A 24526-nucleotide genomic window follows, 5' to 3' on the forward strand; every position below is an offset into this window, starting at 1 on the left:
CCGCTACCACAAGGCCCCGTGGTCAAGCGGTTTAAGACACCGCCCTTTCACGGCGGTTACCCGGGTTCGAATCCCGGCGGGGTCACCATATAAGGGCGCATAGCTCAGTTGGGAGAGCACCTGCCTTACAAGCAGGGGGTCATAGGTTCGAGCCCTATTGCGCCCACCAACCTGGCCTGGTAGTTCAGTTGGTTAGAATGCCAGCCTGTCACGCTGGAGGTCGTCGGTTCGAGTCCGATCCAGGTCGCCATTTTTTCTTAAATGGATACAATTCCATAGGGAGGAGTTCCCGAGTTGGCCAAAGGGGACGGACTGTAAATCCGTTAGCTCAGCTTTCAGTGGTTCGAATCCACTCTCCTCCACCATTTGCGGAAGTGGCTCAGTGGTAGAGCATCGCCTTGCCAAGGCGAGGGTCGCGAGTTCGAATCTCGTCTTCCGCTCCATGTGTACCGCTAGCTCAGCTGGATAGAGCGTCTGGCTACGGACCAGAAGGTCGAGGGTTCGAATCCTTTGCGGTACGCCAAAGCAAGTTTACTTTTTGTAAGCTTGCTTTTTTATTGTGTTCATAGAATAATATATTTGCATTTATGTAAACACTTTTTTCGATGAGCGGGAGGCGATTATGGACTTGTATTTTTGGTTGTGGATGGGTGCCGGCATCTTCTTCCTTCTTCTTATTATTTTTCTGCGAAAAAAATTTCCTTACGTTCCGCCGGAAAACAATGATGAGAGGGCGGGAGGGAATGCTAAAGGACAGAAAACGAGGCCCAATCCTACGGACAGGGATCAGATCATTCGCTCCTTGGCCCTGGTGGACACGGGTGAGGAGTTGGATCAAACGATTCAATCGGCGCAGAATTTGTACAAGGGTATCTATGAAGGAGCAATTAAATACAACATAAGCGAAGAAGTGGCTTTGTTTTTGGCGCAGCTTTCTATTACCAATCCGTTTTTGATTCGGAAGGGCCAATTTGATTCATTGTTTCGATTGGAATTGCTTATGGAAAAAGGCGTCGTACATAATGAGGACGGATCCCAATGGAATTTGTATTTTTTAAAAACGATTTTAAATAGCCTCGCCGATAATCTATTGAAGCAAGTGGCTCCCGGTTTTTATGCTTCCGGCGATTATGAAAAGAGCACGGATTTCGGCGTAAAGTTTGAAACGCTGGAGTCGTTGGTCAGCAGTGCCGAGGTTACGTATAAAGACGGCATAGACGAAGGTGCCAATGCGGAAGCACTGCGCCTTGAAGAGGAAGAAGCGGATAGAGAATTCGACGAGTTTTTTCAATTGTGGGTCGCTCACTATATTATTCGCGAGGAAGAGCGGCTGCGCAAGGAGCGTGGAAGCCGGAGTATTTTCACCCACAAGGATGGCGACGACGATTCTCACGAGCAGGACATCCTCTATGACGAGGACTACGACGGCGAAGGGGATGAAGAAGAGGTTTACGACGATTACGACAGCTACTGGGACGCCTACGATGCCGGCGATGTGGATGATTTAGATTTAGACGTTTAGGTGATACTAAACAGAATTGAATTAATGATGAAGAAACGCTTCGACGAATGTCGGGGCGTTTTTTAATAGATTTTGTAAGTTGACAAGAAAGGCATATAAGCGTATTCTATAGAAAATGACACAGTGTCATAATGGAGGTAATGATGGCAAAGGCAACATTTGAACGTTTGGAAAAAGATAAGAAAGAGCGGCTGCAGTTTGCCCTGCGAGAGTTTTTTGAAGAGACGCCGGTGGATGAAATCAATGTGTCCAATATCGTCAAGGCTTTAGGCATCGCCCGGGGATCCTTTTACCAGTACTTCGAGGACTTGGACGATTGCTATTTCACGGTTTTAAAAGAAGCTACGGGCCACGTCCACCACGTGTTTTTTGATTTATTCGAAAAAAATCACAACGGCCCCGAAGCCACTCTTTGGGCTTATCAGAAATTTTTGCTGGAGGATCTATACGATCACAATTTAAGGAATTTGTATCGGCCGCAGTTTTTGGCCTTTGAAAAAAGCACCCTTTCCCACGGAAAAAGCTTCGTGAAGAAGCATTACGGAAAGAGTGAGGCCCATATGATTTTATATATGATGGCGGTTTTTCACGAACTGATTAAAGACAGCATGGTCGAGGATTACAGCAAGGAAGAATTTAAAGAGGTTTCGACACAATACATCGAGTATTTACTGGAGGGTATAGGCAATGAAAGACTTTGAGCTGTTTTTTGACAGCATGTATTTGATTTTCGTTTTGCTTCTCGGCATCCGAATTCTGCTTTTTAGAAAGCCAAGCAGCGGGCTTGTCGGCGCCATGACATTGCTCTTGGGGATTGGGGACTCCTTTCACTTGATTCCCCGGATCGTGGCCAATGTCATGACCGACGGCTTTGAAGTAAATGCCGGTGGCTTATTTCTCGGGACGCGCATTTCGGCCATAACCATGTCCTTGTTTTATCTTTTGTTTTACTACTACATTCGTCGGGAGACGAAGAAGACGAATCGCGTGCTTGATATCCTGATGCCCGTTCTATTTTTGATTCGCATGATGACGGTGGGCCTCTCCTTTAATCGAGCCGCATCCATGGATCTCATTTCCAATGCGCCCTTCCTTGTCATGGGCTTCATCAATATCGCCCTCTTGTATAAAGAAAGAGGGAATACAAATTTCGGCAAGCTGTTTATCTACGTCTTTTTCAGTTTCCTCTTTTACCTGCCCGTGGTTCTGTTTAAAAACATCTATCCCACAATCGGCATGTTAATGATGCCGAAGACGGTGATGTACGTGCTCATCGTTTGGAAGCTATACGGCAATTTAAAGGGCAATTTCGACAAAAATGATTTGCTTCAATTCGCCTTGGCCTATTTGTTCTTCGGCATTTTCTCCGGAGCCTTTTACCGGGAAATCGGGAAGATTTACCCCGTGGATGTGAAAATGGCTTTTCTCCACGTCCACTTATTCGTACTGGGCTTTGTCCTCTTGACCCTGGCTTTTCTGCTTATTCGAGATCGGGCCTTTGAAAACGGCCGCTTGAAAAAATTGCTTACGATTTATAATGTCGGCATGTTTTTCTCCTTCAGCGCCATGTTCCTCCACGGCATGATCGACGGCTACGCCCCCGGCGAGGTGGCGCGCATCGGCATGGTAGCCATGTCCGGCGTGGGACATATTTTGCTCACCGTCGCCCTCATATGGGCGGTGAAGTCGGGATTGAAGGCGATGGAAGCATAAGGAAGTATCGACACAGGAAAGCTTGTGTCGTTTTTTTATGTCATGATTGATTCAGCGTGAGCGCTACGTTGAAATGATGGGAAAACCTGTGCCGCCTACGGGGTTTAACTGATATAATAGCTATCAGATAGTAGGGATGGTTTTATAGCTAATGACAGTAAATTATAAATTCGGGTATACTATTAAGCGAGGTGTCATTATGAAGAAAACAAATGCTCTGAGGCATTTAGATGCCGACGGCATCGCCTACGAAACCTTCGAGTACGACGGAGATGTGGAGGTAGACGGCGTTAAAATCGCAGAATTAAATCATTTGCCCGTGGATGCCGTGTTTAAAACATTAGTCGCCGAGGGGAAGGACAAGGCGCATTTTGTTTTTGTCATCCCCGTAGCCGATGAATTGGATTTAAAAAAGGCGGCCAAGGTTTGCGGCGAGAAGAAAATGGAAATGCTGCACGTAAAAGATCTCTTGCCTTTGACAGGCTATGTACGGGGCGGCTGTTCGCCGGTGGGCATGAAAAAGCTATTTCCCACCTATATTCACGAAAGCGCCATTTTATATGACGCCATTTACGTGAGTGCCGGTAAAAAAGGCCTGCAAATGCGCGTCGATCCGGAAGAATTATGTCGCCTGATTAAGGGAGAATTTGCAGATTTAACGAAAGAGGGCTGAAGTAATGATTCACGAACGTTTTAATCATTGGAAAGAGCTAAAAAGCCTTTGCGATGAGGATAAAGAGAAGCTCTTTACCATGTCGGAAGAGGAGATGGCGGACAGCTTTTATCAAGAGCTGGCGTTCGGCACGGCGGGTCTGCGCGGCAAGCTCGGTCCGGGCACGAACCGCATGAACGAACAGGTCATCGCCCGCGCCACGCGAGGTCTTGCCGGCGTTATCGAAAAGCGGGGACAAAAAGCCATGGACCGCGGCGTGGCCATCGCTTGGGATGTGAGAGAGCGTAGCGAACGCTTTATGGAGGTAGCGGCGGCCATGCTGGCCTCCTGCGGCATTCAGGTGCATATTTACAATGGCATTCGGCCGACGCCCATGCTGTCCTTTGCCGTGCGGGAGCTTCGAACACAAGCCGGCATCGTCGTGACGGCGAGCCACAATCCGAAGGAGTACAACGGCTACAAGGTGTATTGGAAAGAGGGCTCCCAAATTCAAGACGCCATGGCCGACGAAATTTCCAGAGAAATCGCCAAGTACGATTACGATGTTTGGCCGGAAAAGTCCTTTGAGGCTTATAAAAAAGAGGGATTTATCCACGTCATCGACAGTGAGGTAGAGGAAAAATACTACGCCCTGACATTGGACAAGGCCGTGGAAGACGATATAAAAAAAGATATTTCCATCGTCTATACGCCCTTAAACGGCACGGGGAATCTGCCCGTTCGTCGTATTTTCAGTGAACGGGGCTTTAACAATATTCATTTGGTCGAGGAGCAGACGGAGCCTGACAGCACCTTCGCTTCCGTGGGCTATCCCAATCCCGAGGATCTCCACGCCTTTGAAAAGGCATTGGCCCTCGGCAAAGAGGTGGATGCCGATCTTTTAATCGCCACCGACCCCGACTGCGACCGGGTGGCAATCATTGCAAAGGATGATGACGGCAACTACATTCCCTTTACGGGCAATCAAACCGGCGCCCTGCTGTTGGAATACATCTTATCCCGACGCCGTATAAAGGGTGACTTGCCTCCCGACGGTGCCGTGGTGAAAAGCATCGTCACCGGCGATATCGGCCGCAGAATTTGTAGACATTACGGCGTCGCCATGTTCGACGCCTTGACCGGCTTTAAAAATATTTGCGCCCCGGCCAATCAATGGGACAAAACGGCGGAATACGAATTTTTATTCGGCTACGAAGAAAGCATCGGCTATGTTTACGGCGATCACGTCCGCGACAAGGATGCCGTCGTCACTTCCATGATGGTGGCGGAAATGGCGGCCTATTATTTAAGCATCGGCAAGCGCCTGCCGGAGGTGTTGGAGGACATCTTCCGTACCTACGACTATCAAGGGGAAAAACTTCTTTCCGTCGTGAAGGAGGGGCAGGAAGGCCAAGCTCAGATTCAAAATATTATGAAGGATCTTCGAAAAAATCCCATTCGTTCCATTGAGAGCCTGAAGGTGGAAAAAGTGGTGGATTATTCCAAAGGCGTCGAAGGCATAGGTAAGAGCAATGTGCTGGAGTACCATTTAGACGACGGCAGCCGCTTTTACGTCCGCCCCTCCGGCACGGAGCCGAAGATCAAGCTCTATATTTACAGCAGCGACAAAGACAAAAATAAAGCAAAGGAGAAAATCGATTGGATCGAAGCAGAAGTGATTCGTCGATTTAACGCACAATGATTTTACTGATTGATACAAATCCCATATTAGAGACGCGGTTAAAAGGGGACAGCTTTCCCAAAGGCGCCACGTCCTCCGTGGGGGAAAAACAGACGGCGCCTGTCGGATACGGCGCCCATATGGCCAGACTCGCGAGAAATATCAATGAAAGCGCCAAGCTCATGACATTTCTCGGAGGCAACGCCGGAGAGCGCTATGAAAAGCTCATGACCCTTTCGGGAACCGATGTCGTCGTAAAAACCATTCGCGACGAAACGAAGGAGCGTTTGATTTTAGAAGAAAAAAACAGGACGTCGACTATCGAAACCGCTGAGCCTCGCCTGACACGGGAGGATATGGTAGATTTTTACGATCGCTTTTTAAACGAAGCCACCGCTTCCGATGTGGTGGTTTTGGCAAAGAGCACCCGTAAGGAAGATCCCGAGGCCATGAAGCTGCCCTTGGTTCGCTATGCCCGCAAGCTGTCGAAGCCGGTGATCATGCTCGCCGAAAGAGCAGACGATCCGGAAGAGACGAGAGAGGCGCGGCCCTTCGGTATCGTCGTCGAGCGGGACGTGTTGGCAGAAATGCTCGATAAGCCCTTGAATTTCATGGGAGACATCGTCCAAGGCCTTGACAAGTTCTATGGCGGAGACATTCCCTTGATTCTCGTCACGGGAAGCGAGCGTGGCTCTATTCTTTGCGCCCGGGGAAGCTATTACTTTGCGAAAAACGTGGTAAAAGGCGGGCACTCCGATCCCCATGCCGCCGCCGTGGCATTGGCGGCGGGAATCGTCAGAAAATACGACGCAACCATGCTTTTAAAACTGGCCCAAGCTGCCGCCGTGACCGAAGCGGGGACGGATTTCGGTGAATTAAAAGGCCTAATGAATAAAATAGATGTACAGCAAATGGAGGTATAAGATGGATTTTCGCTTAGATAGAGAGAATGTACTGTTTTTATTTATCGACATTCAGGGCACACTGGCTGCCGCCGTGGAACGCATTGACCGCGTCAACAAATACGCGGGCATACTGGCCGATGCGGCCGAAATAATGCAAATTCCCGCCGTCTTTACCACCCAATATAAAAAAGGCCTCGGCGGATTTGACGAAGCCATTCGAGGGAAAGTAACCGCTGCAGCGGATTTCGATAAAAAGGCCTTCTCCTGTATGTTGGATGAGGATATCGCCGCTTATTTTGACGAAAAGAAGCCGAAGCAAGTGGTGGTATGCGGCATCGAAGCCCATATCTGCGTCTTAATGACCGTGCGGGATCTCATTGCCAAGGGCTATGATGTTTACGTGGCCCACGACGCCGTCAGCTCCAGGAGCGGCGAAAACGCCCTCTACGCCTTCGAGGAAATGCGTCAAATGGGCGCGGCGATTCGTTCCACGGAGTCGATTTTATTCGACCTAAACAGCGTTTCCGGTACCGCGGAGTTTAAAGCGGTTCAACAATTAATTAAGTAATGCGGTTTCTGCACACGGCGGATCTTCACTTGGGGCGAAGCTTTCCCTACGAAAGGGAAGAGGACCGGAAGATCGGTCGAAAGGACCGCCTTCGCACCTTTGAACGCATTTTAAAGCTGGGCATACAGGAAAAAATCGACTATCTTTTCCTCGTCGGCGATATTTTCGAGCAGGACAAGGTAATGCCGGAAGAAGTGGATTACGTCCTGGCCTGCTTGGACCGGGCGCCCTTTAAGACTCTATTGCTTTTGGGTAATCACGATTACAAGCTTTACGATTACCTTTCATCTCGCCTACCTGAAAATGTAATTTTGTTTTCCAATGAAGCCATGGATCGCTATGTCGATGAAGTGAATAACGTCACCTTTTACGGTACCAGCTGGGCCAGGGCGAGCTACAATAAAATCCTGCAGTTCGACGGCGACGACGAGGTAGATTTCCGGCGAGTGCTCTTGCACCACGGCAATTGGAGCGGCGGCGACGGCTATTTTCCCGTGGACGCCAATCTTCTCTATGCCTTCGACTACATCGCCCTGGGCCATGTTCACAAGCCGACCATGTACGAAAACAAGCTGCAAATGTGCGGCATCCCGGAGCCCTTGGATCGAACGGATCGGGGCAAACTCGGCGTCATCTTAGGCGAGCTGGACGAGCTTCTCACGACGCGCTACGTCCCCGTTGCCGGGCGGATTTTAAGACAGAAAAATTATCTGCGAAGGGACGAAGAGGACGACGATGAAATCGTCGCCGATGCCAAGGCTCTGGCCTCTTCCGATCATTCCATCTATAGCTTTTACCTTTCCGGTGCCTACAGCGGCATATTGGACAGGGAGCTTCGAAGGATTTTCGACGAAAAAGGCCTTCTCTATGAAATTTATTGGGAAAAGAATTTGCCGAAGATCATCGAGCAGTTGGAGAAGGAGCACGAAGGGGATCTTCTCGGCGCTTTTTTAGCGCGGGCAAAGGCCTACGACGCTGACGAAGAGACGCGCCTCGCCCTATGCGATTTAGGTTTGCGGGCCCTGTTGGGGGAAGATTATGATTCATAAACTTTACATGCGCGACTTTGGCTGCTTCCACGACACGACGGTAACCTTCGACGAAGGCTATCAATGCCTCAAGGGGCCTAACGAATCGGGGAAGACCACGACGGCGGCCTGCATCCAGGCGATCCTATACGGCTTCTCCAAAGACAGCCCGGCGCGCAAACTCTATTCCTCGGCCTACGACGACTACTTTCCCATGGAAGGCAGAGATTTTTCCGCTGCCATGGAGCTGGACGTGGACGGGAAGCGCTATTTAATCGAGCGAAATTTTATAAAAGAGAAAGAATCCCTTCAGATTTTCGATATGGAAAGTAATCGGCTTTTGCCGGATTCGGAAAAGCTCTATACTTTTTCCGGAATCCCCCAGCCGGGCGCTCTGTTTTGGAATCTGTCTCAGGGCGACTTTCTGCGCTTTTTTGCCATGGACGATTTGCAGTCCACGGGAGCGGGGGCGATTTTTAAGCGCATTCGGGAAATGAAGAATTTTCTGCGAACGAGCAGTACCGCTTTGGACGTGCAGGGCGCCTTCGATTACCTGGCCAAGGAAAAAAAGGCCTTGGGCACGGCGCGGGCGAAAAAATCCCCCATCGGCGACAATCGTGAAAAGCTGAGGGATTTGGAAGAGACCATGGCGGATTACCGGGCCAAGTCCAGAAGCTACGACGAGGCGCAGGCAGACCGTGAGGATTTACTTCGCCGCCTCCGTAGTTTAAAGCAGCGCCAAAAACAGGCGAGGGACAAGGAGGTGCTCTTGCCACGGCTTGCTTCGGCGACGGAAGAGGTGCGTGCCTGGGACCGCGCCTTGGACGACAACGAGAAAAAGATCGATCGCTACGAGCGCCAGAGCGGCAAAGGCCTCTCTCGCGGTCTCTATTATAAGCTGGCCGGGATAGCGGCTGTTATATTGGCCGCCCTCACTGCCTTTTTCATCTATCGCGACCGCATGGATTTGGCGACGGCCTCGGCCGCGGTTTCGGCATTATTTTTTGCCGTCACCCTTATTTTATTCGTCCTGCGACGCCTGACCCTGCGTAGCTTGAAGCGATACCATCAGGCTTTTTTCGAGCGAGATCAATTGCTGGAAAAGAAGAACGCCTGCTTCCAATGGTTCGACGCCTTGACGGAAGAGGACATTACCATGGAAGGCCTGGCCGATGCTATGCTGCGTCGTGGCCGGGAGCTGGAGCAGCTACCCCTTGAAGCGGGATTGGATGAAAAAATCGAAGCCCTGCAAAGACAAATCGGTCAGGTGGACGCGCGCCACGAGGAAAAAGACGCCCTGGACCTGAAAATGAAGCAGACGGCGAAGGATTACGAAGGACAGCGCGCCCGCCGGGAACGGCTGATGAAAAAGCTCGAGCTCGTGGAAATTTGCGAAGGCATGATACGAGAGCTCGACGATGCCGGAAGCGACGATTTTCAACAGAGCCTGCTAAATGACGGCGCGGAGTATATGCGCGCCCTGTCCGACGGCCGCTACGATAAAATCGCTTTTTCAGATAACGGCTTCGTCCTGTCGAAAGCTGACGGCCACTGGCTAAAGGAAACGCAGCTGAGCCGATCCACGGCGGATCTCTTGGTTTTATCTCTGCGCCTCGCCGCCATCGACAAAATGGATCCGTCGATTCCCATGGTCTTTGACGACGGTTTCGTTTATCTGGACGGAGACAGAAGAGAGCGTTTGAAAGAAGTTTTACAAGAATTAAACCGGCAGGTCATCGAATTTACCACGCCGTAAAAATAGAAAGGAGTGCCGATTGATTTGGGCGATTGGCGATTTACATTTAGATCATAAGAAAGAAAAGCCCATGGGCGTTTTCGGAAAGAAATGGGAGAACCATGAGGAGAAGATTTTTTCTTCGTGGGAAAAGCTTGTCGCCGAGGATGACCGCGTGTTGGTCGTCGGCGATATTTCATGGGCGCTGAAATTAGAAGAAGGGGAGATCGACCTGCGTCGATTAGACGAATTGCCCGGTAAAAAATATTTGATCAAGGGCAATCACGACTACTGGTGGTCTTCCATGAACAAGCTCAACGGCTTGAATCTAAAGACCATCGAGTTCTTGCACAACACCGGCGCCGTCGACGGCAAGGTGGCCTATTGCGGCAGCCGTGGTTGGACGGACATAGAAGCCACCAGCTTCGATGAGCAGGACGAAAAAATCTATAAGCGGGAATTAAACCGCCTGCAATTAAGTATCGACGACATGGAAAAAAAGACGAAAGGCGAAACGATTGAAAAAAAGATCGCCCTTTTGCACTATCCGCCCTTTAATGGCAAGGGCGAGCCAAACGACTTTGCCGAGGTCCTGGTTTCTGCGGGCATCGACATTTGCATTTACGGCCACCTTCACAGCTACGGTCACAAATTCATCGTCGAGGGAAATATCAACGGCATCGAGTATTACTGCGTGTCGTCGGATTACATCGATTTCGAGCTGCGAAAGATCGAGGTGTAGGATGGAAAGAGAAATTGAGGTCAAAGTCCTTCACGTGGACTTAGATGAGATGGAAAGAAGGCTCGTCGAATTAGGCGGGGAAAAAATCGGCGAGGAGCAGCAGACCAACTACCTTATCGACTCCGCCACCCATCCCATTGCCGCAGGACTCGGCTATCTGCGCATTCGTCGCATTCAAAGGGACGGAAGCGAAACCATTCAATGCACCTTTAAGGAGAAGAAGTCCGATGAAGGTGTGCGGGCATACGACGAGCACACGGTGATCATCGACGATGCCCGTGAGATGCTCGCCATCTTTGCCCTCCTAGGCTATGGCCTGGTGGAGGAGGCGAAGAAGCACCGCATCAGCTATGCCTTTAAAGGGTGCCGCATCGACTTGGACCGTTGGGATCCGGAAAGCTTTCCCGAGCCCTATATGGAAATCGAAGGGCCGAGCAAAGAAGCCATCGACGAGGTGATCGCCGCCCTTTCCGTCGACAGGGAGCAGGTGAGCACGAAATCCATCGCCGAGCTGAAAAAATCTTGGAATAAATAGTACAACATAATGGTGATTGTGTTATAATAAATCCCGAGGAGGAATTCTATGACAGGTTTTAAGTACATTCGTTTTTTTCATGAAATTCGCAAGGACGACGTGGACATCGTCGGCGGCAAAGGTGCCAATCTTGGCGAAATGACCAATTTCGGTTTGGACGTACCTCCGGGATTCTGTGTCACATCGAAGGGCTACGATGCCTTTATCGAATACGCAGGTCTCGATGAAAAAGTCCGTTTTTTAATGCAAGACTTAGATGTGGACGACGTGGACATGCTCACGGCGGCTTCCAACGACATTCGCAGAAACATCGAGCAGGGCGAAATCGATCCGGCTCTGGAAGAAGAAATTGTATTAGCTTATAAAGAATTCAGTCGCTCCATCGACTTGAGAGATCCCCAAGTGGCTGTGCGCTCGTCGGCTACGGCGGAAGACTTGCCCGATGCATCCTTTGCCGGTCAACAAGATACTTACTTACACATTGCCGGGGAAGAAGAGCTGGTTCACCACGTACGCAAGTGCTGGGCTTCTCTGTGGACGCCTCGCGCCATTTACTACAGAGAAAAACAAAATTACGATCACTTTGCCGTTTCGTTGGCAGTCGTCGTACAAAAAATGGTCAACTCGGAAAAATCCGGCGTTATGTTTACGGCCAACCCCATTACCAATAGCCGCGACGAAATGATGATCAACGCCAGCTACGGCTTAGGCGAAGCCGTAGTCAGCGGCACCGTCACGCCAGACGAATACGTCATCAAGAAAAGCGACAAGTCGATTATCGAAAAAGTCATCGCAGACAAGAAGAAAATCGTCGTACAAAACGATTCGGGTATCGGCACGCACGAGGCCGACGTGGAAGATATTTTAGGCGCCGGCGCCGTCAAGGAAGAATGTCTGACGAAGGAAGAACTGGGCACCTTAATCGACGCGGGTCTCAAAATCGAAAGCCTTTACGGCAGCGTACAAGACATCGAATGGGGCATGGACAGAGACACCAAGGGCCTCTACATTTTACAATCCAGACCCATTACCACATTAGGTGATGTGAAAAGCGCATCGGAGGGCGAGAAAGAGGAAGGCATGAATCAAGCTCCTGAAAAATTAAATCCCCTGGTTCGCGGCTTGGCGGCATCGCCGGGCATCGGACGAGGCAAAGTTAAAAAGATTAAAGATGTCAGCGAAATTAACCTGGTTAAAGAAGGCGACATCCTCGTCACAGGCATGACCAACCCCGACATGGTACCTGCCATGCGTACCGCAGCCGCCGTCGTTACCGACGAAGGTGGCAGAACCTGTCACGCCGCCATCGTCAGCCGGGAATTAGGCATTCCCTGTATCGTCGGCAGCAACACCGCCACATCCGTCTTGGAAGACGGCCAATTCATCACCGTCGATGCCACCCGCGGCGTCGTTTACGAAGGCGATGTATTGAAGGATAAAGAAAAGAAAAAAGACGAAAACGCCGGCGGAGGCGCAGGCATTGGTATTTCTGCCGAAGAGCTTCGCCAAATCGTCGCACCGACGACGGCCACCAAGATCTACATGAACTTAGGCGAACCGGCGTTGATCGAAAAATACAAGAACCTGCCCTTCGACGGCATCGGCCTTATGCGCACGGAATTTATTTTCACCAATAAAATCGGCGCCCACCCCATGTACCTGGCGAAGACCGATCAAGGAGACATCCTTATCGATCAATTGGCCGAAGGCATTGCAGAAGTAGCCGGTGCCATCTACCCGAAACAAGTCGTCGTTCGCATGAGCGACTTCCGTACCAACGAATTCCGCGGCCTCAAGGGCGGCGACGAAGTGGAACCCCACGAAGAAAACCCCATGATCGGATGGCGTGGCGTCAGCCGCTACATTTCGCCGGAATACGAAAAGGGCTTCCGTCTGGAATGCAAGGCCATGCGCAAAGTTCGCGAAGATTTCGGTTTGACCAATGTGGTCGCTATGCTCCCCTTCGTCCGTACGCCGGAAGAGCTGGTCGTCGTAAAAAATATTATGGCTGAAGAAGGCCTGAAGCAATCCAAGAACTTCAAGATCTGGATTATGGCTGAGGTTCCCTCGGTGGTCTTCCAAGCGGAAGAATTCGCCGAATTAGTCGACGGCTTCTCCATCGGATCCAACGACTTGACTCAGCTTACCATGGGTGCCGACCGCGACAGCGGTATCTTGAACCGTATGGGCTATTTCGACGAACGAAACGAAGCCGTGAAGCGCGCCATTAAGATCTTAGTCGATGCCGCCAACAAGAAAGGCATCACCTGCTCCATTTGCGGTCAAGGCCCGAGCCAATACCCCGAATTTGCAGAATTCCTCGTAGAATGCGGAATCACCTCCATGTCCGTGAACCCGGACACGGTGGATTACACCCGTCGCTTAGTCGCCGGCGTGGAACAAAAAATGATTCTTCGCAAATTAAGAGAACAAAACTAAACGTGTAATCAAAAAATCCGTCGGATGCCGGCGGATTTTTTCATGCCATTCTTTTGAAAGATAACAAAAAAAATAGGCGCAAAAAAAGCTCGAGTCCACTGCACTGACCCCCAAAAGTTGGACCAAGAAATCCAACCTTTGGGGGTCTTTTAATGGCAAAATACAGTTATGAATTGAAGAGGAAAATCGTCGAAGAATACTTGTCAGGGAAGACAAGCTATCTCGTCTTAGAAGATAAATATCAGATTGGCGAATCGCAGATCAGACGCTGGGTCAACAATTACAAACATTTTGGCGATGAAGGCTTAATACGCTCTAGAAATAAACGCTCGTACAGTGTAGAGTTTAAGTTAGAAGCCATTACACGTTACGAAACGAGCGAATGTAGTTACCAACAATTGGCCCTTGAACTCGGTTTGACGAATCCGTCCATGATCGCCAAATGGCACAGTCAGTATCGAAAGGAGGGCATTGAGGGGCTGCAATCACATAAGCGAGGGAGACCTGTGACGAAGAAAGACGCCTGCAATCAACCACCGAAGTCTGCAACTAAGAAGGAGCCTCTTGATGCAAGCTCACGTGAGGCATTGGAAAACCGCATCAAAGAATTAGAAGCGGAGAATCGGAGGCTCACCATTCAAAAGATATATCTGGAGGAGCTAAGGAGTTTGGTGAGGGAAGAAAAAATGAGAAAAAGGCGAGGATCGTCGCCAAACTCCGAGAACAATTCCAACTAACAGAGATACTCGCTGCCATCAACTTTCCCAAATCCACCTTTATGTATTGGCAGAAAAAGTGGAGCGAAGAAGACAAAGACCAAGCGTTAAAAGACGAGATCCTCGCCATTCGGCGCGAACACAAAGACTACGGCTACCGCCGGATCCATCTGGAGCTGAAGAACCGGGGCCAAGTGGTAAACAAAAAGAAAGTTCAACGACTGGTTCAAGACATGGGCCTTCAAGTCCACGCCTACGGTAGGAAATACAAGAAGTACAACTCCTACAAAGGCGTCGTCGGCAAAATTAAGAAGAATCGAATCAATCGACGCTTCAACACCTGTATCCCCTACCAAAAAATTACCACCGACACCACAGAATTCAAATACTACATCGAAGATCAAACCGGGAAACTTCAAACAAAGAAACTCTATCTCGATCCATATATGGACATGTACAATCTGGAAATCATCAGCTACGTCCTCTCCGACCAACCCAACGGCGTCACCATGCTACGAGGCTTAGAAGAAGCCATCGAACGAACCAACGGTTGCCCCTACCGGCGCACCTTCCACTCCGATCGTGGTTGGGGCTACCAAATGACCGCCTATCAAGCCATGCTGAAAAAGCATCACATCTTCCAGAGCATGTCGAGAAAAGGCAACTGCTACGACAACGCACCCATGGAAAACTTCTTTAGTGTGCTGAAAAGAGAAATCTACGACGGTTACGTCTACCGAAGCCGGCAAGAACTCGTGCGGGCGATCGAACGTTTTATCCGCTACTACAACAACGATCGAATCAAAGAAAAGTTGGGTGGCTTGAGTCCGAAGCAATACCGTGAACGAATGAAATCCGCATAGAACGAATGTTATGTAAAACAAAATCGAGCAAGCGAAATGCTTACTCGATTAAGTCCAACTTTATGGGGTCACTCTACACCCTCGAGCTTTTTCAATGCATTAAAGATCCACGTGAAAGAGCTTGGCGTAGTCCCGGAGGCCCGTTTCGATTTCCTTCAGGGAAAAATCCCCTCGCCGCAATTCCTTTTCGTCGATTCGCAGCAGGGATTCGTAGAAGAGAATGCCCGTGGCGAGATCCGCCTCGCCTTCGTCGAAGGCGTCGAAGAGGGCGTCCTCCGCCTCGCCGTACTTTCCTTCCCGGGCAAGGGAATAAAGGGTTTGGGAAAGGGCTGAAGTCTTAGTCGCTTCCTTTTTTTCGTCACTGAAGCCCATGGGATAGGCGAGGCCCAAAAGAAACTGAATCAGCTCCTTGATTTGCTGCATGAGAAAGTCGTTTTTAATCACTCTATGCCTCCCATTTTCTTCGCCAGCTCCTTGGCGTGGTAAGTAATAATCAGCTTGGCGCCGGCGCGCTTCATGGCGATCATGTTTTCGTAAATAATGTCTTCCTTCAAGACGCCGTCGCGAATGGCGTTTTTGATCATGGCGTATTCGCCGCTTACATTGTAGGTGACGAAGTTCGTGTTAAAGGCATCCGATGCCCGTGCCAGTACATCTAAATAGGCGAGGCCGGGCTTTACGATAATGAAATCCGCGTCCTCATCTAAATCCTGGGCGATTTCACGAAGGGCCTCGTCGCCGTTGTGGAAATCCATTTGATAAGATTTTCTATCGCCAAAGGCGGGGCAGCTGTCGGCGGCGTCGCGGAAGGGTCCGTAATAACTCGAGGCGAATTTCGCGGCGTAAGACATAATGGGCAGATCCTTAAAGCTGTTTGCGTCCAAGACCTCGCGAATCTTCGCCACGCGAAAATCCATCATATCCGAGGGTGCAATCACATCGCTTCCCGCTTTGGCGTGGGAGAGGGCGATCTTCGCCATGTACTCGATGGTGGCGTCGTTGTCCACCATGCCCTTATCATCTAAAATGCCGCAGTGGCCGTGGTCCGTGTATTCGCACATACAGACGTCGGTGATGACGACGAGTTTATCGGTTAAAGATTTAATCTTACGGCAGGCTTCCTGCACGATGCCGTTTTCGTCGTAAGCGCCGCTGCCTACGTGGTCCTTGTGATTGACGACGCCGAATAAAATGACGGCGGGGATGTGAAGGGCGACGAGCTCATTGATTTCCTCTTCCAGGCGATCCACGGAGAAGTGGTAAATGCCGGGCATGGAGGGGATCTCCCGCTTAATGTTTCCGCCCTCCACGACGAAGAGGGGGTAGATGAAATCGGAAACGGAGAGGGTGGTCTCCTCGGTCATTTTTCTAAGCAATTTATTGTTTCGAATTCTGCGCATGCGCATGCTGTGACAGCTCCTTTAATATAGTTTCCAGGAGAGACTCGCGTGTGGCTTTTTCTCCCGAATAAATATTTTCCTCTTTTATTCCCAGTTTGACAAGGCTTTGTTTCGTCGTCTCGCCGATGGCGAAGACCACCGGTCCGAAAGCCGAGAGCCCGTAGGCTGCGTAAAAATTTTTCGCCGCTGAAGGGGAGAGAAAGACCGATGCGTCGGAAATTTCGAGCAAGGGCTTTGGACCTGAGAGGGCCACGGTATGATAGATGATGCGATCCGTGGTGCAGGCGATTTCTTTCAGCACGTCGCCTAGATAGGGATCGCTGGCCGCGGCGTGAGGGTAGTAGATGCGATCCGTCTTCTTTACCCGTGTCCTTAAAAACTCCGCCAAATGTCGGCCGTCGTAAATATCGGGCCAGCCGTCGGCGCGCAGGCCGTAGAGGGTCAGAGCCTCGGCGGTTTTTTCTCCTACGACGTAGATAGACACGCCGGCGAGCTTTCGAATATCGTGGGCTTTTAAAAATGCGTCGAAGAAATAGTCCACGGCATTTTTCGACGTAAAGACCAAAGTGTCGAAGGAAAAATCCAATAGATCATTTTGAAGCAGGTCTTCATTGGCGGCTACGGTATGGATCATGGGCCGAAGAAAGACCTGAGTGCCTAATGATCTCAGCGGCTCCGCCATGGCCTCGGGATGCTCGTCGGTTAAAATAATCTTTCGCCCGGTGAGGGGCAGATGGTTTAAGGGCAACAGCTCTTCGTGTAGATCCACCACGTCGCCGACGACGATGAGGCCCGGGCTCGTCAGCTCGGGCGGGAGGCCGTCGGCGGCAACTTTTTCCAGACCCGTATAAAAGGAAAAACTTTCGCCGTCGTCGGAGAGCTTTAGCACGGCCATGGGCGTGGCGGGATTTTTTCCGCCGCTGATGAGGTCTTCGGCGATGGCTGCGGCATTTTTTAGCCCCATGTAAAAGACCAGTGTCCCGGGCACTTTGCCGTAGACCGTAAAGTCGTCCTTGCCTTTGGCGCCGTGGCCCGTAATAAAGGACACGCTTTGAGCCACGTGTCTATGAGTCACGGGGATGCCCGCCATGGCGGGGACGGTGACCCCCGAGGTGATTCCCGAGATCACGCGAAAGGGAATGTTCCGTTCAGATAAATACAGCGCCTCTTCGCCGCCGCGGCCGAAGACGTAGGGATCGCCGCCCTTCAATCGAATCACCTGTTTGCCCGAGTTGTAGCCCTTTTCCAAGAGCGCGTGAATTTCATCTTGGGACAAGGTGTGATTGCTCGCCGCCTTTCCCGCGTAAATTTTCTCCGCCTTCGGGGCGAAATCTAAAATCGAAGGATCCATGAGCCGGTCGTAGACGATAAAATCGGCGCGGGACAAGGCCTTGTAGAGGGCGAGGGTGATGTTGTCGCGGCCGCCGATGCCGGCTCCGGCGAGGATGACGGGATATTTATTCATGGTCCTTCACCTTTCTCGCCAGCTCCAATACGTCTTCAGCGGCCCTTTCCGCCGTGGTGGCGACGGTGACATAGACCAAGGGATCCTCCACGGTTTCGGCGAAGCAGCCGTGGAGGATGATGTCTTTTCCGTTTTCTTCCATGTGAATACCAATAGGGGACTCACAGGAGGCGTTCAACGCCCGTTGATAGGCCCGCTCCACCTTCATGCGAAGGGCGGCATGGGAATCGGAAGCTTCGGCAAAAATTGCCAAAAGATCACGGCGATCTTCGGCAAGCTCGATTCCCAACAGGCCTTGGGAGGGCGAGGGAATAAAGCGGGTCGGATCCAAGGGGGCCGTCACCTTGTGTGCCAGGCCCGACCGGGCGAGACCGGCGTAGGCGAGAAGGGTGCCGTCGGCCAAGCCATCTTCCACCTTTTGAATACGCGTCTCTACATTGCCGCGAATGGGCACGATTTTAATTTCGGGATAAAAATGCTTCAGCTGAGCGATGCGTCGGTTGCTTCCCGTGGCCACCACCATATGGGCCATATCCGATTCCTTAAAATCCAGCGCCTTTCCTACGAAGACGTCTACATCGGAAGGCGCTGCCGGTGGCGGGGCGAGGGTAAAGCCTTCGAGGATCTTCGACGGCATATCCTTTAAGGAGTGCACCGCCAAATCTACCGTCCCTTCTCGCAGCGCACGTTCCAATTCGCCGACGAAGACGCCGTTTTTGCCGATCTTGTGAATGGGCAAAGTTTTGCAGCGATCCCCTTTTGTGGAAATAGTCACCAGCTCAGCATCCAAGCCCGCCTCCTTTAATATGCCCACCACTTCCGTGGCTTGAATCTGCGCCAGTTTACTCGCTCTCGTTCCCACCCTCAGGGTCATGCTCTGCCTCCCAATGTGCCTTGCTGATTTTTTCTTCATGCCACAAATCTTCCATAATTCGAGAAATGTGTTCGCTCTTTCGTTCCAATAAAATTTTTCGAATCCTGTTCATCTCTACCAGCTTCGCCTCGTCGTATTTTTCGAGAAAAGTCTCCATATCTTCCTTTACGTGCTTCGATATGGTGGGATTTTCCGCAGAAATACTGACGACGAGAGGCCCGCGGCTTACCACCGATGCCATATGAACGTCCGACGCTTTGGGATCCGAGGTCGAAAGAACAGGCACGGAAGATAGCTTTGCCCGCCGCACCAAGGAGGCATTTAATGCCTCGTCTTCCGTAGCGACGATTAAAAAATCGTAGGCGAAGAAGCGAAAGTCGGCATCGACGGTTTTCTCTTTTAAAAAAATTCGATCGGGATGTGCCTCCGCCATCTCAGTCAGGCTCTCGTCAAAGACGGGGGCGAGGCAGTAGAAGCTGAACGAGGAAGGGAGGAGTCCCTTAATCTTTGTCGCCGCCGCCTTCCCGCCGCCGACGACGAGCACTTTTTTATCTTGTGTGTCAATCATGAGAGGAAAATATCGCATAGGCCCTCCTATATTTCGCAATTACTTTTACCATTATACCAAAGAGATGGGATAAAACCTTAGGACTTGAAACGAAATCGTAACAGCGACGGGCTTTCATCATGTTATAATAAGGGCAGGTAGGATTTTAATTTGAATTCTAGGAGGAAAAAATGAAAAAAAACACAACAAAAACACTGGCCGCCTTGGCCTTAGCAGGCGCACTGTTAACATCGCCTTTGACGGCAATGGCCGCCAGCTTCAAAGACATCGATGCCAATCACTGGGCCTATAGCCACATTTCCAAATTAAGCGATTTACGCATTATTAAAGGTTATGACGACGGTACCTATAAGCCGACACTTTCCGTCACCTATTTGGAAATTTTAGAGTTACTAAAAGGCGTTCAAGCCCCCTCGACTACAGAAATGACCCAAGCGATTTCGACCTACGGCTACATCGCCAATTCATATAAGGTTCCGGCATGGGCAAAGCCGGCCGTATGTATCGCCCTTCAAAACAATGTCATTACGGAAGCCAATTTGAAGGCCGCTTACAAGCTCAATTACATCAAGGATGTAAGAAAAGACGCTAAATACCCGAGTCGTGAAGTGGCCATGGTTTATTACGCAAAAGCCCTGGGCATTCAACCGAAAACGGACATCTCCAATATTAAGGTAACCGACATCGATTCCATCGGCAAGACATCCAAGGAGCTTATCGGCGACGTAAACGTGAAAGGCCTCTTAGCCTCCATGATCGATACGGGAATCTTCAACGAATTCGGTGTCGGAAAGGAATTTAAACCCAACGTCCCCCTGCAAAGAGATCAAATGGCAAAGATTACGGACCTGAGCTACGAATACAAGCAAGGGAAGACATTCGAAGGCGATGTTACTGCCAGCACGGTAAATAATAATTTTGCCACCTTCAGTATCAAAGATAAAGCGGGTAACACCCTTCAATTCGTCACCAATCAAAACACGACCATTACCTTAAACGGAAAAGCGGCCAAGGCCGAAGACATCACCGTCGGCAGCAGCGTGAAAGTAAAAGCACAAGCCCAAGCCACCGTCGGTGCGCCTTACCAAGCCATCACCGTCGAAGTCATCGGCAACGATTCCGAAGGAACGGGTCTTATCGAAGGCTTTAAAAACGACGAAATCCAAATTTCCTACTCGACGAAAAAAGACGTGGTCGTCGACAGCAGCTTCAAAGGGGACAAAACCGGAAGCTATAAAGTCGATAAGAACACGGTTCTTACCAGTTTAGGTAAGAAGGTCGACATGAGAGCTCTCAGCACGAGAGATATGATTGTCTTCAAAGCCCGCAACGGCGTGTTAAGAGAAGCCACGGTCTTCCCCTATCACGGCATCGTGAGCGGTGAATTCGTCAATTACGAATACAATCGCTTCGGAACTTCCCGCATCGTCCTAAAATTAGAAAACAACAAGGAACAGGAATTTATCGTCAAGGAAGAAAAAACCGCTAAAGACTTGTTTGAACTTACAAATAAGCTGAGCAAGGGCTATCCCATAACTTTAACAACCAGATACAAGGAAGTAATCAGCGGTAAAGAAGCGGAAGGCAAATTGTCCGGGTTCTACCAAGGTATCGATCTTGACACCTTTGGTGCCGGCACCTTGAAGGTTAAGACGGAAAGCGGCGAAACGAAGGGCGTGCTCTTAAATAACTCCATTACATTTAAAGCATTGGATGGAACAAAGAAGACCATTAGCCCATATGACGTTGCAAGAGAGTTAAATAACAAGGAAGCCTTCATCGAACTTGAATTAGTCGGCGGCAAAGCTAAGTCCATCACCGTAACAGCTGTCTTGACAAAGAAAGATCTCGAGGCAAAGGTGGAAGACTTTAATAAAGTCGGCTATTACTATGGTAATGGCCCCATCATTGGTTCGGCGAACGATTTGAGGGATAGATACACCGAATATGAATTTCAATTAGATAAGGCAATTAGCCATTTTGACAATCATAAAATGGTCGGTCTCGTGGAAAATGCTCAATTCGACAAGATGGATCGTTCCAAAGGAAAGTTAAAATTGATCTACAATTTGTATGAGAACGGATCTTCCGCTATTGTCGCAGATATTCGCGTATCTGACGGCTACTACACGATTCCTCTCTTCAGAGCATTCAAGTAAAACTCATTCAAGCATGACAAAAGGCCCTATGGTTTGTCCCCATAGGGTCTTTTTTGATATAATAAATTGTTAGTATGGGATAGGAGGTGCTTGGAATGGATCCGTTTTTGCGAACCCGTTGGCTCGTCGGCACGGAGGCCGTCAATCGGCTGCAACAGATGCGCGTCGCCGTCTTCGGCGTAGGAGGCGTCGGCGGCTATTGCATCGAGGCATTGGCGCGAGCAGGTGTCGGCGCTTTGGACATCGTGGATTACGACCGGGTGGATGTGACGAACATCAATCGACAAATCATTGCCACGACGGAAACCGTGGGCGCGTTGAAGGTGGATGTGATGAAAGAACGCCTGGCATCCATCGTGCCCGAGACGGAGCTGCGTACCTATCCCATGATGTTTAACGAAGCCACTGCCGATGAAATAAACTTCGCCGATTACGATTACGTCGTGGACGCCGTGGATCAGGTGACGGCGAAGCTGTTGATTATCGAAAAGGCGCAGGCAGCCGGGGTGCCCGTTATATCGGCCATGGGCGCCGGCAATAAATTGCATCCGGAAGCGCTGACGCTGGCCATGCTTTCAGAAACCAAGGTCTGTCCCTTGGCACGGGTTATGCGCCGAGAAGTAAGAAAGCGGGGGCTCTGCGATTTTCCCGTGGTCTATTCCACGGAGGAGCCAAAAAAAGTCGAGGGGATTGACGAGCGTTCGCCGGCGAGTATATCCTTCGTGCCGTCGACGGCGGGTTTGATCGCGGCATCGAAGGTCATCAGAGATTTAGTCCGAGAGTAGAAAGAGGGTCGTGTTGTTAGAAAATTATAATGATCGTCAGAAAGAAGCTATACTCCACACGGAGGGCCCCCTTTTGGTCCTCGCCGGTGCCGGCAGCGGCAAGACCCGCGTGGTCACGGGGAAAATCGCTTACTTAATCGAGAAGAAAAACGTCTCTCCCTACCGCATCCTCGCCATTACCTTTACCAACAAGGCGGCGAAGGAAATGAAGGATCGGGTGGCGAGTCAATTGGGGCGAAGCATCGATGGCATGTGGATCAGCACCTTCCACGCTATGTGCGTGCGCATCCTTCGTGGCGACATTCACTTCCTTGGCTACGACAAAAACTTTGCCATTTACGACAGCGCCGATCAAAAGACGCTGATCAAAGAATGCATGAAGGAATTGAATCTGAGCAAGGACATGTACAATCCCTACGGTCTTCTGAGCCAAATTTCCACGTGGAAAAACGAGGGCACGGACGTTGATGCCGCCATGAAGGAAAATTTCGGCGATTTTCACAAGCGGCAAGCGGCGGAGGCCTACCGCCTTTACGAAAAGAAGAAGCGTGAAAACAACGCCCTGGATTTCGACGATCTCTTGGTGAAGACCGTGGAATTGTTTCAGCTGAAGAAGGACGTCCTCGCCTTCTATCAACAGAAATTCGATTATATTTTCGTGGACGAGTATCAGGACACGAACCATATTCAATACTTATTGGTCAAAATGCTGTCGGGCAATGCGAAAAATCTCACCGTCGTCGGCGACAACGATCAATCCATCTATCGCTGGCGAGGGGCGGACATCGGTAATATTCTTTCCTTCGAAAAAGATTTTCCCGGCGCGAAGACCATTTTACTGGAGCAAAATTACCGCTCCACCACGCCGATTTTGGATTGCGCCAACGCCCTCATCGCCAACAATCCCACGCTGAAGGAAAAGAATTTGTGGACGGCCAAGGAGGGCGGCGATCCCGTGGTCTATCGGGAGTTTTACCACAACACGGAAGAGGAAATGGCCGTGGTCCAAAAAATGGAGCACCTGAATTACAGGGGCACGGCCTACGGGGACATGGCGATTTTGTATCGCACCAACGCCCAGTCCCGGGGCTTTGAAGAGGCCTTGATGCGAGAAGGCATTCCCTATCGCGTTGTCGGCGGGCTGCGCTTCTACGATCGCCGCGAGATTAAGGACGTCATCGCCTACCTATCGGCGGTGGATAATCCGAAGGACGACGTCAACATGAGCCGTATCGTCAATGTGCCGAAAAGGGGTATAGGTGATACGACCATCGACAAGCTGCGGGCCTTCGCAGGGGAAAATGGCATGAGCCTCTTTGCCCTAATGGAAAATCTTGAGGACTATCCCGAGCTGAAGATCCGCGCCCATAAAAACATACGAGAATTTGTGAATTTAATTCACTTGCTGCAAAACAAGGCAGCCGAAATCGGTTTGGCGGCATTGGTTGAAGCCATTTTGTTCGAAAGCGGCTATGCCGACGAGCTGAAGCGGGAGGATACGGTGGAATCCCGCACTCGTTTGGAAAACGTGGAAGAATTTATTTCCGCGGCGGCGGAATTCGAGGAGGCCAATCCCGATCAGGGCCTCACGGATTTTCTCGGCAACCTCAGCTTGATCTCCGACAAAGATGAACTGGACGACGAATCTCATGCCGTGAAGCTCATGACCATTCACGGCGCCAAGGGCCTGGAATTTCCCGTGGTCTTTGTCGTCGGGCTGGAAGAGCGACTCTTTCCTACCTCCAGAAGCTACGACGACGAAGAGAGCATGGAGGAAGAGCGCCGGCTCATGTACGTGGCGGTGACTCGGGCGGAAGAAAAGCTTTTTCTCTCATCGGCCAAGTCGCGCACCCTTTACGGCAAGCGCAACGGCGCCGTCAGGAGCCGCTTCGTGGAAGAGATTGTGGATAAAATCTCCGTTCACGAAGAGGAAAGCAGAAAAATAGATTTAAAGAGCCGCCACGAGATTTACACCGGGGCGGCCATGGAGAGCAAGCACACCAGGAAAGTGGCAGAAGATTTACCCGAATTACATCTGGGAGATACCATCGTCCACAAGAAATGGGGCGAGGGGATGATCGTTCAGTTAAAAGGGGACGAAGGCGTCATTTCCTTTGAGGGAAAAGGGCTTAAGACGTTGAATTTAAAGGTGGCGCCGATTCGAAAGAAGGAATAA

Annotated in this window: 22 protein-coding genes and 6 tRNA genes; 23 read left to right on the forward strand and 5 right to left on the reverse strand. The window is 50.4% G+C overall.

Annotated elements, in window-relative coordinates; all coding sequences use genetic code 11:
- The first annotated feature begins 12 nt into the window (after nt 1-12).
- The 20 genes from BQ7397_RS05105 to BQ7397_RS09000 all read left to right on the forward strand — a co-directional run bounded on the left by BQ7397_RS05105 (nt 13) and on the right by BQ7397_RS09000 (nt 15099).
- Nucleotides 13-88 (forward strand) — tRNA-Glu (locus BQ7397_RS05105).
- 5 nt (nt 89-93) lie between these two features.
- A tRNA-Val gene (locus tag BQ7397_RS05110) sits at nt 94-169 on the forward strand.
- A 4-nt stretch (nt 170-173) separates the two neighbouring features.
- A tRNA-Asp gene (locus tag BQ7397_RS05115) sits at nt 174-250 on the forward strand.
- Between the two features lie 29 nt (nt 251-279).
- Nucleotides 280-365 (forward strand) — tRNA-Tyr (locus BQ7397_RS05120).
- A gap of 3 nt (nt 366-368) precedes the next feature.
- Nucleotides 369-443: transfer RNA gene (locus BQ7397_RS05125), tRNA-Gly, on the forward strand.
- Between the two features lie 3 nt (nt 444-446).
- Nucleotides 447-523, forward strand: a tRNA-Arg gene (locus BQ7397_RS05130).
- Between the two features lie 99 nt (nt 524-622).
- Entirely contained in the window at nt 623-1522 is a 900-nt protein-coding gene (locus tag BQ7397_RS05135) for a hypothetical protein (protein WP_077075047.1), read from the forward strand.
- Between the two features lie 143 nt (nt 1523-1665).
- Nucleotides 1666-2223 carry a TetR/AcrR family transcriptional regulator gene (locus tag BQ7397_RS05140; protein WP_077075048.1) on the forward strand — a complete coding sequence of 186 codons (558 nt, stop codon included), beginning with the start codon at nt 1666-1668 and terminating at the stop codon, nt 2221-2223.
- Nucleotides 2210-3235, forward strand: a complete 1026-nt coding sequence (locus BQ7397_RS05145; RefSeq protein WP_077075049.1) for a DUF2871 family protein — start codon at nt 2210-2212, stop codon at nt 3233-3235. The genes BQ7397_RS05140 and BQ7397_RS05145 overlap by 14 nt, the downstream gene beginning before the upstream one ends.
- A 199-nt stretch (nt 3236-3434) precedes the next feature.
- A complete protein-coding gene (gene ybaK, locus BQ7397_RS05150) occupies nt 3435-3908 on the forward strand; it encodes a Cys-tRNA(Pro) deacylase (RefSeq protein ID WP_077075050.1) in 474 nt (157 codons plus the stop codon).
- Between the two features lie 4 nt (nt 3909-3912).
- A complete protein-coding gene (locus BQ7397_RS05155) occupies nt 3913-5589 on the forward strand; it encodes a phospho-sugar mutase (RefSeq protein ID WP_077075051.1) in 1677 nt (558 codons plus the stop codon).
- Nucleotides 5586-6491 carry a PfkB family carbohydrate kinase gene (locus BQ7397_RS05160; RefSeq protein WP_077075052.1) on the forward strand — a complete coding sequence of 302 codons (906 nt, stop codon included), beginning with the start codon at nt 5586-5588 and terminating at the stop codon, nt 6489-6491. Before BQ7397_RS05155 ends, BQ7397_RS05160 begins: the two co-directional genes overlap by 4 nt.
- Before the next feature lies 1 nt (nt 6492).
- The gene (locus BQ7397_RS05165) at nt 6493-7041 is read left to right on the forward strand and encodes an isochorismatase family protein (RefSeq protein WP_077075053.1); all 549 of its coding nucleotides are present in this window, start codon (nt 6493-6495) and stop codon (nt 7039-7041) included.
- On the forward strand, nt 7041-8090 hold the full coding sequence (locus BQ7397_RS05170; protein ID WP_077075054.1) for a metallophosphoesterase family protein: 1050 nt from the start codon (nt 7041-7043) through the stop codon (nt 8088-8090). The genes BQ7397_RS05165 and BQ7397_RS05170 overlap by 1 nt, the downstream gene beginning before the upstream one ends.
- Entirely contained in the window at nt 8080-9825 is a 1746-nt protein-coding gene (locus BQ7397_RS05175; RefSeq protein ID WP_077075055.1) for an ATP-binding protein, read from the forward strand. The genes BQ7397_RS05170 and BQ7397_RS05175 overlap by 11 nt, the downstream gene beginning before the upstream one ends.
- Nucleotides 9826-9844: 19 nt before the next feature.
- The gene (locus tag BQ7397_RS05180) at nt 9845-10546 is read left to right on the forward strand and encodes a metallophosphoesterase (RefSeq protein WP_077075056.1); all 702 of its coding nucleotides are present in this window, start codon (nt 9845-9847) and stop codon (nt 10544-10546) included.
- Between the two features lies 1 nt (nt 10547).
- Nucleotides 10548-11081 (forward strand): class IV adenylate cyclase, encoded by a 534-nt coding sequence (locus BQ7397_RS05185; RefSeq protein WP_077075057.1) that lies wholly within the window; start codon nt 10548-10550, stop codon nt 11079-11081.
- Nucleotides 11082-11129: 48 nt separating this feature from the next.
- Complete coding sequence (gene ppsA / locus BQ7397_RS05190) at nt 11130-13520, forward strand: phosphoenolpyruvate synthase (RefSeq protein WP_077075058.1); 2391 nt, start codon at nt 11130-11132, stop codon at nt 13518-13520.
- Between the two features lie 152 nt (nt 13521-13672).
- A complete protein-coding gene (locus BQ7397_RS09355) occupies nt 13673-14257 on the forward strand; it encodes a helix-turn-helix domain-containing protein (protein ID WP_077074540.1) in 585 nt (194 codons plus the stop codon).
- The gene (locus BQ7397_RS09000) at nt 14167-15099 is read left to right on the forward strand and encodes an IS3 family transposase (protein ID WP_234970557.1); all 933 of its coding nucleotides are present in this window, start codon (nt 14167-14169) and stop codon (nt 15097-15099) included. Before BQ7397_RS09355 ends, BQ7397_RS09000 begins: the two co-directional genes overlap by 91 nt.
- 99 nt (nt 15100-15198) lie before the next feature.
- On the opposite strand, the gene BQ7397_RS05205 is transcribed toward BQ7397_RS09000, so the two are convergent.
- From BQ7397_RS05205 to BQ7397_RS05225, 5 genes are read right to left on the reverse strand one after another with little or no spacing between them, the layout of a single operon-like run.
- Complete coding sequence (locus BQ7397_RS05205; protein ID WP_077075059.1) at nt 15199-15543, reverse strand: DUF6483 family protein; 345 nt, start codon at nt 15541-15543, stop codon at nt 15199-15201.
- Nucleotides 15540-16505 carry a porphobilinogen synthase gene (gene hemB, locus BQ7397_RS05210; RefSeq protein WP_077075060.1) on the reverse strand — a complete coding sequence of 322 codons (966 nt, stop codon included), beginning with the start codon at nt 16503-16505 and terminating at the stop codon, nt 15540-15542. The genes BQ7397_RS05205 and hemB overlap by 4 nt, the downstream gene beginning before the upstream one ends.
- A complete protein-coding gene (cobA, locus tag BQ7397_RS05215; protein ID WP_077075061.1) occupies nt 16477-17964 on the reverse strand; it encodes a uroporphyrinogen-III C-methyltransferase in 1488 nt (495 codons plus the stop codon). The genes hemB and cobA overlap by 29 nt, the downstream gene beginning before the upstream one ends.
- On the reverse strand, nt 17957-18838 hold the full coding sequence (hemC, locus tag BQ7397_RS05220; RefSeq protein WP_077075062.1) for a hydroxymethylbilane synthase: 882 nt from the start codon (nt 18836-18838) through the stop codon (nt 17957-17959). The genes cobA and hemC overlap by 8 nt, the downstream gene beginning before the upstream one ends.
- Nucleotides 18807-19424 carry a precorrin-2 dehydrogenase/sirohydrochlorin ferrochelatase family protein gene (locus tag BQ7397_RS05225; protein ID WP_077075063.1) on the reverse strand — a complete coding sequence of 206 codons (618 nt, stop codon included), beginning with the start codon at nt 19422-19424 and terminating at the stop codon, nt 18807-18809. Before BQ7397_RS05225 ends, hemC begins: the two co-directional genes overlap by 32 nt.
- 152 nt (nt 19425-19576) lie before the next feature.
- On the opposite strand from BQ7397_RS05225, the gene BQ7397_RS05230 reads away from it, so the two are divergent.
- From BQ7397_RS05230 to BQ7397_RS05240, 3 genes are all read left to right on the forward strand, one after another.
- Nucleotides 19577-21565 (forward strand): S-layer homology domain-containing protein, encoded by a 1989-nt coding sequence (locus BQ7397_RS05230; protein ID WP_077075064.1) that lies wholly within the window; start codon nt 19577-19579, stop codon nt 21563-21565.
- A gap of 95 nt (nt 21566-21660) precedes the next feature.
- Nucleotides 21661-22350 (forward strand): tRNA threonylcarbamoyladenosine dehydratase, encoded by a 690-nt coding sequence (locus BQ7397_RS05235; RefSeq protein WP_077075065.1) that lies wholly within the window; start codon nt 21661-21663, stop codon nt 22348-22350.
- A 10-nt stretch (nt 22351-22360) separates the two neighbouring features.
- Nucleotides 22361-24526 (forward strand): ATP-dependent helicase, encoded by a 2166-nt coding sequence (locus BQ7397_RS05240; protein WP_077075066.1) that lies wholly within the window; start codon nt 22361-22363, stop codon nt 24524-24526.

It is taken from the genome of Aedoeadaptatus urinae, from assembly GCF_900155585.1.
GTDB lineage: Bacteria > Bacillota > Clostridia > Tissierellales > Peptoniphilaceae > Aedoeadaptatus > Aedoeadaptatus urinae.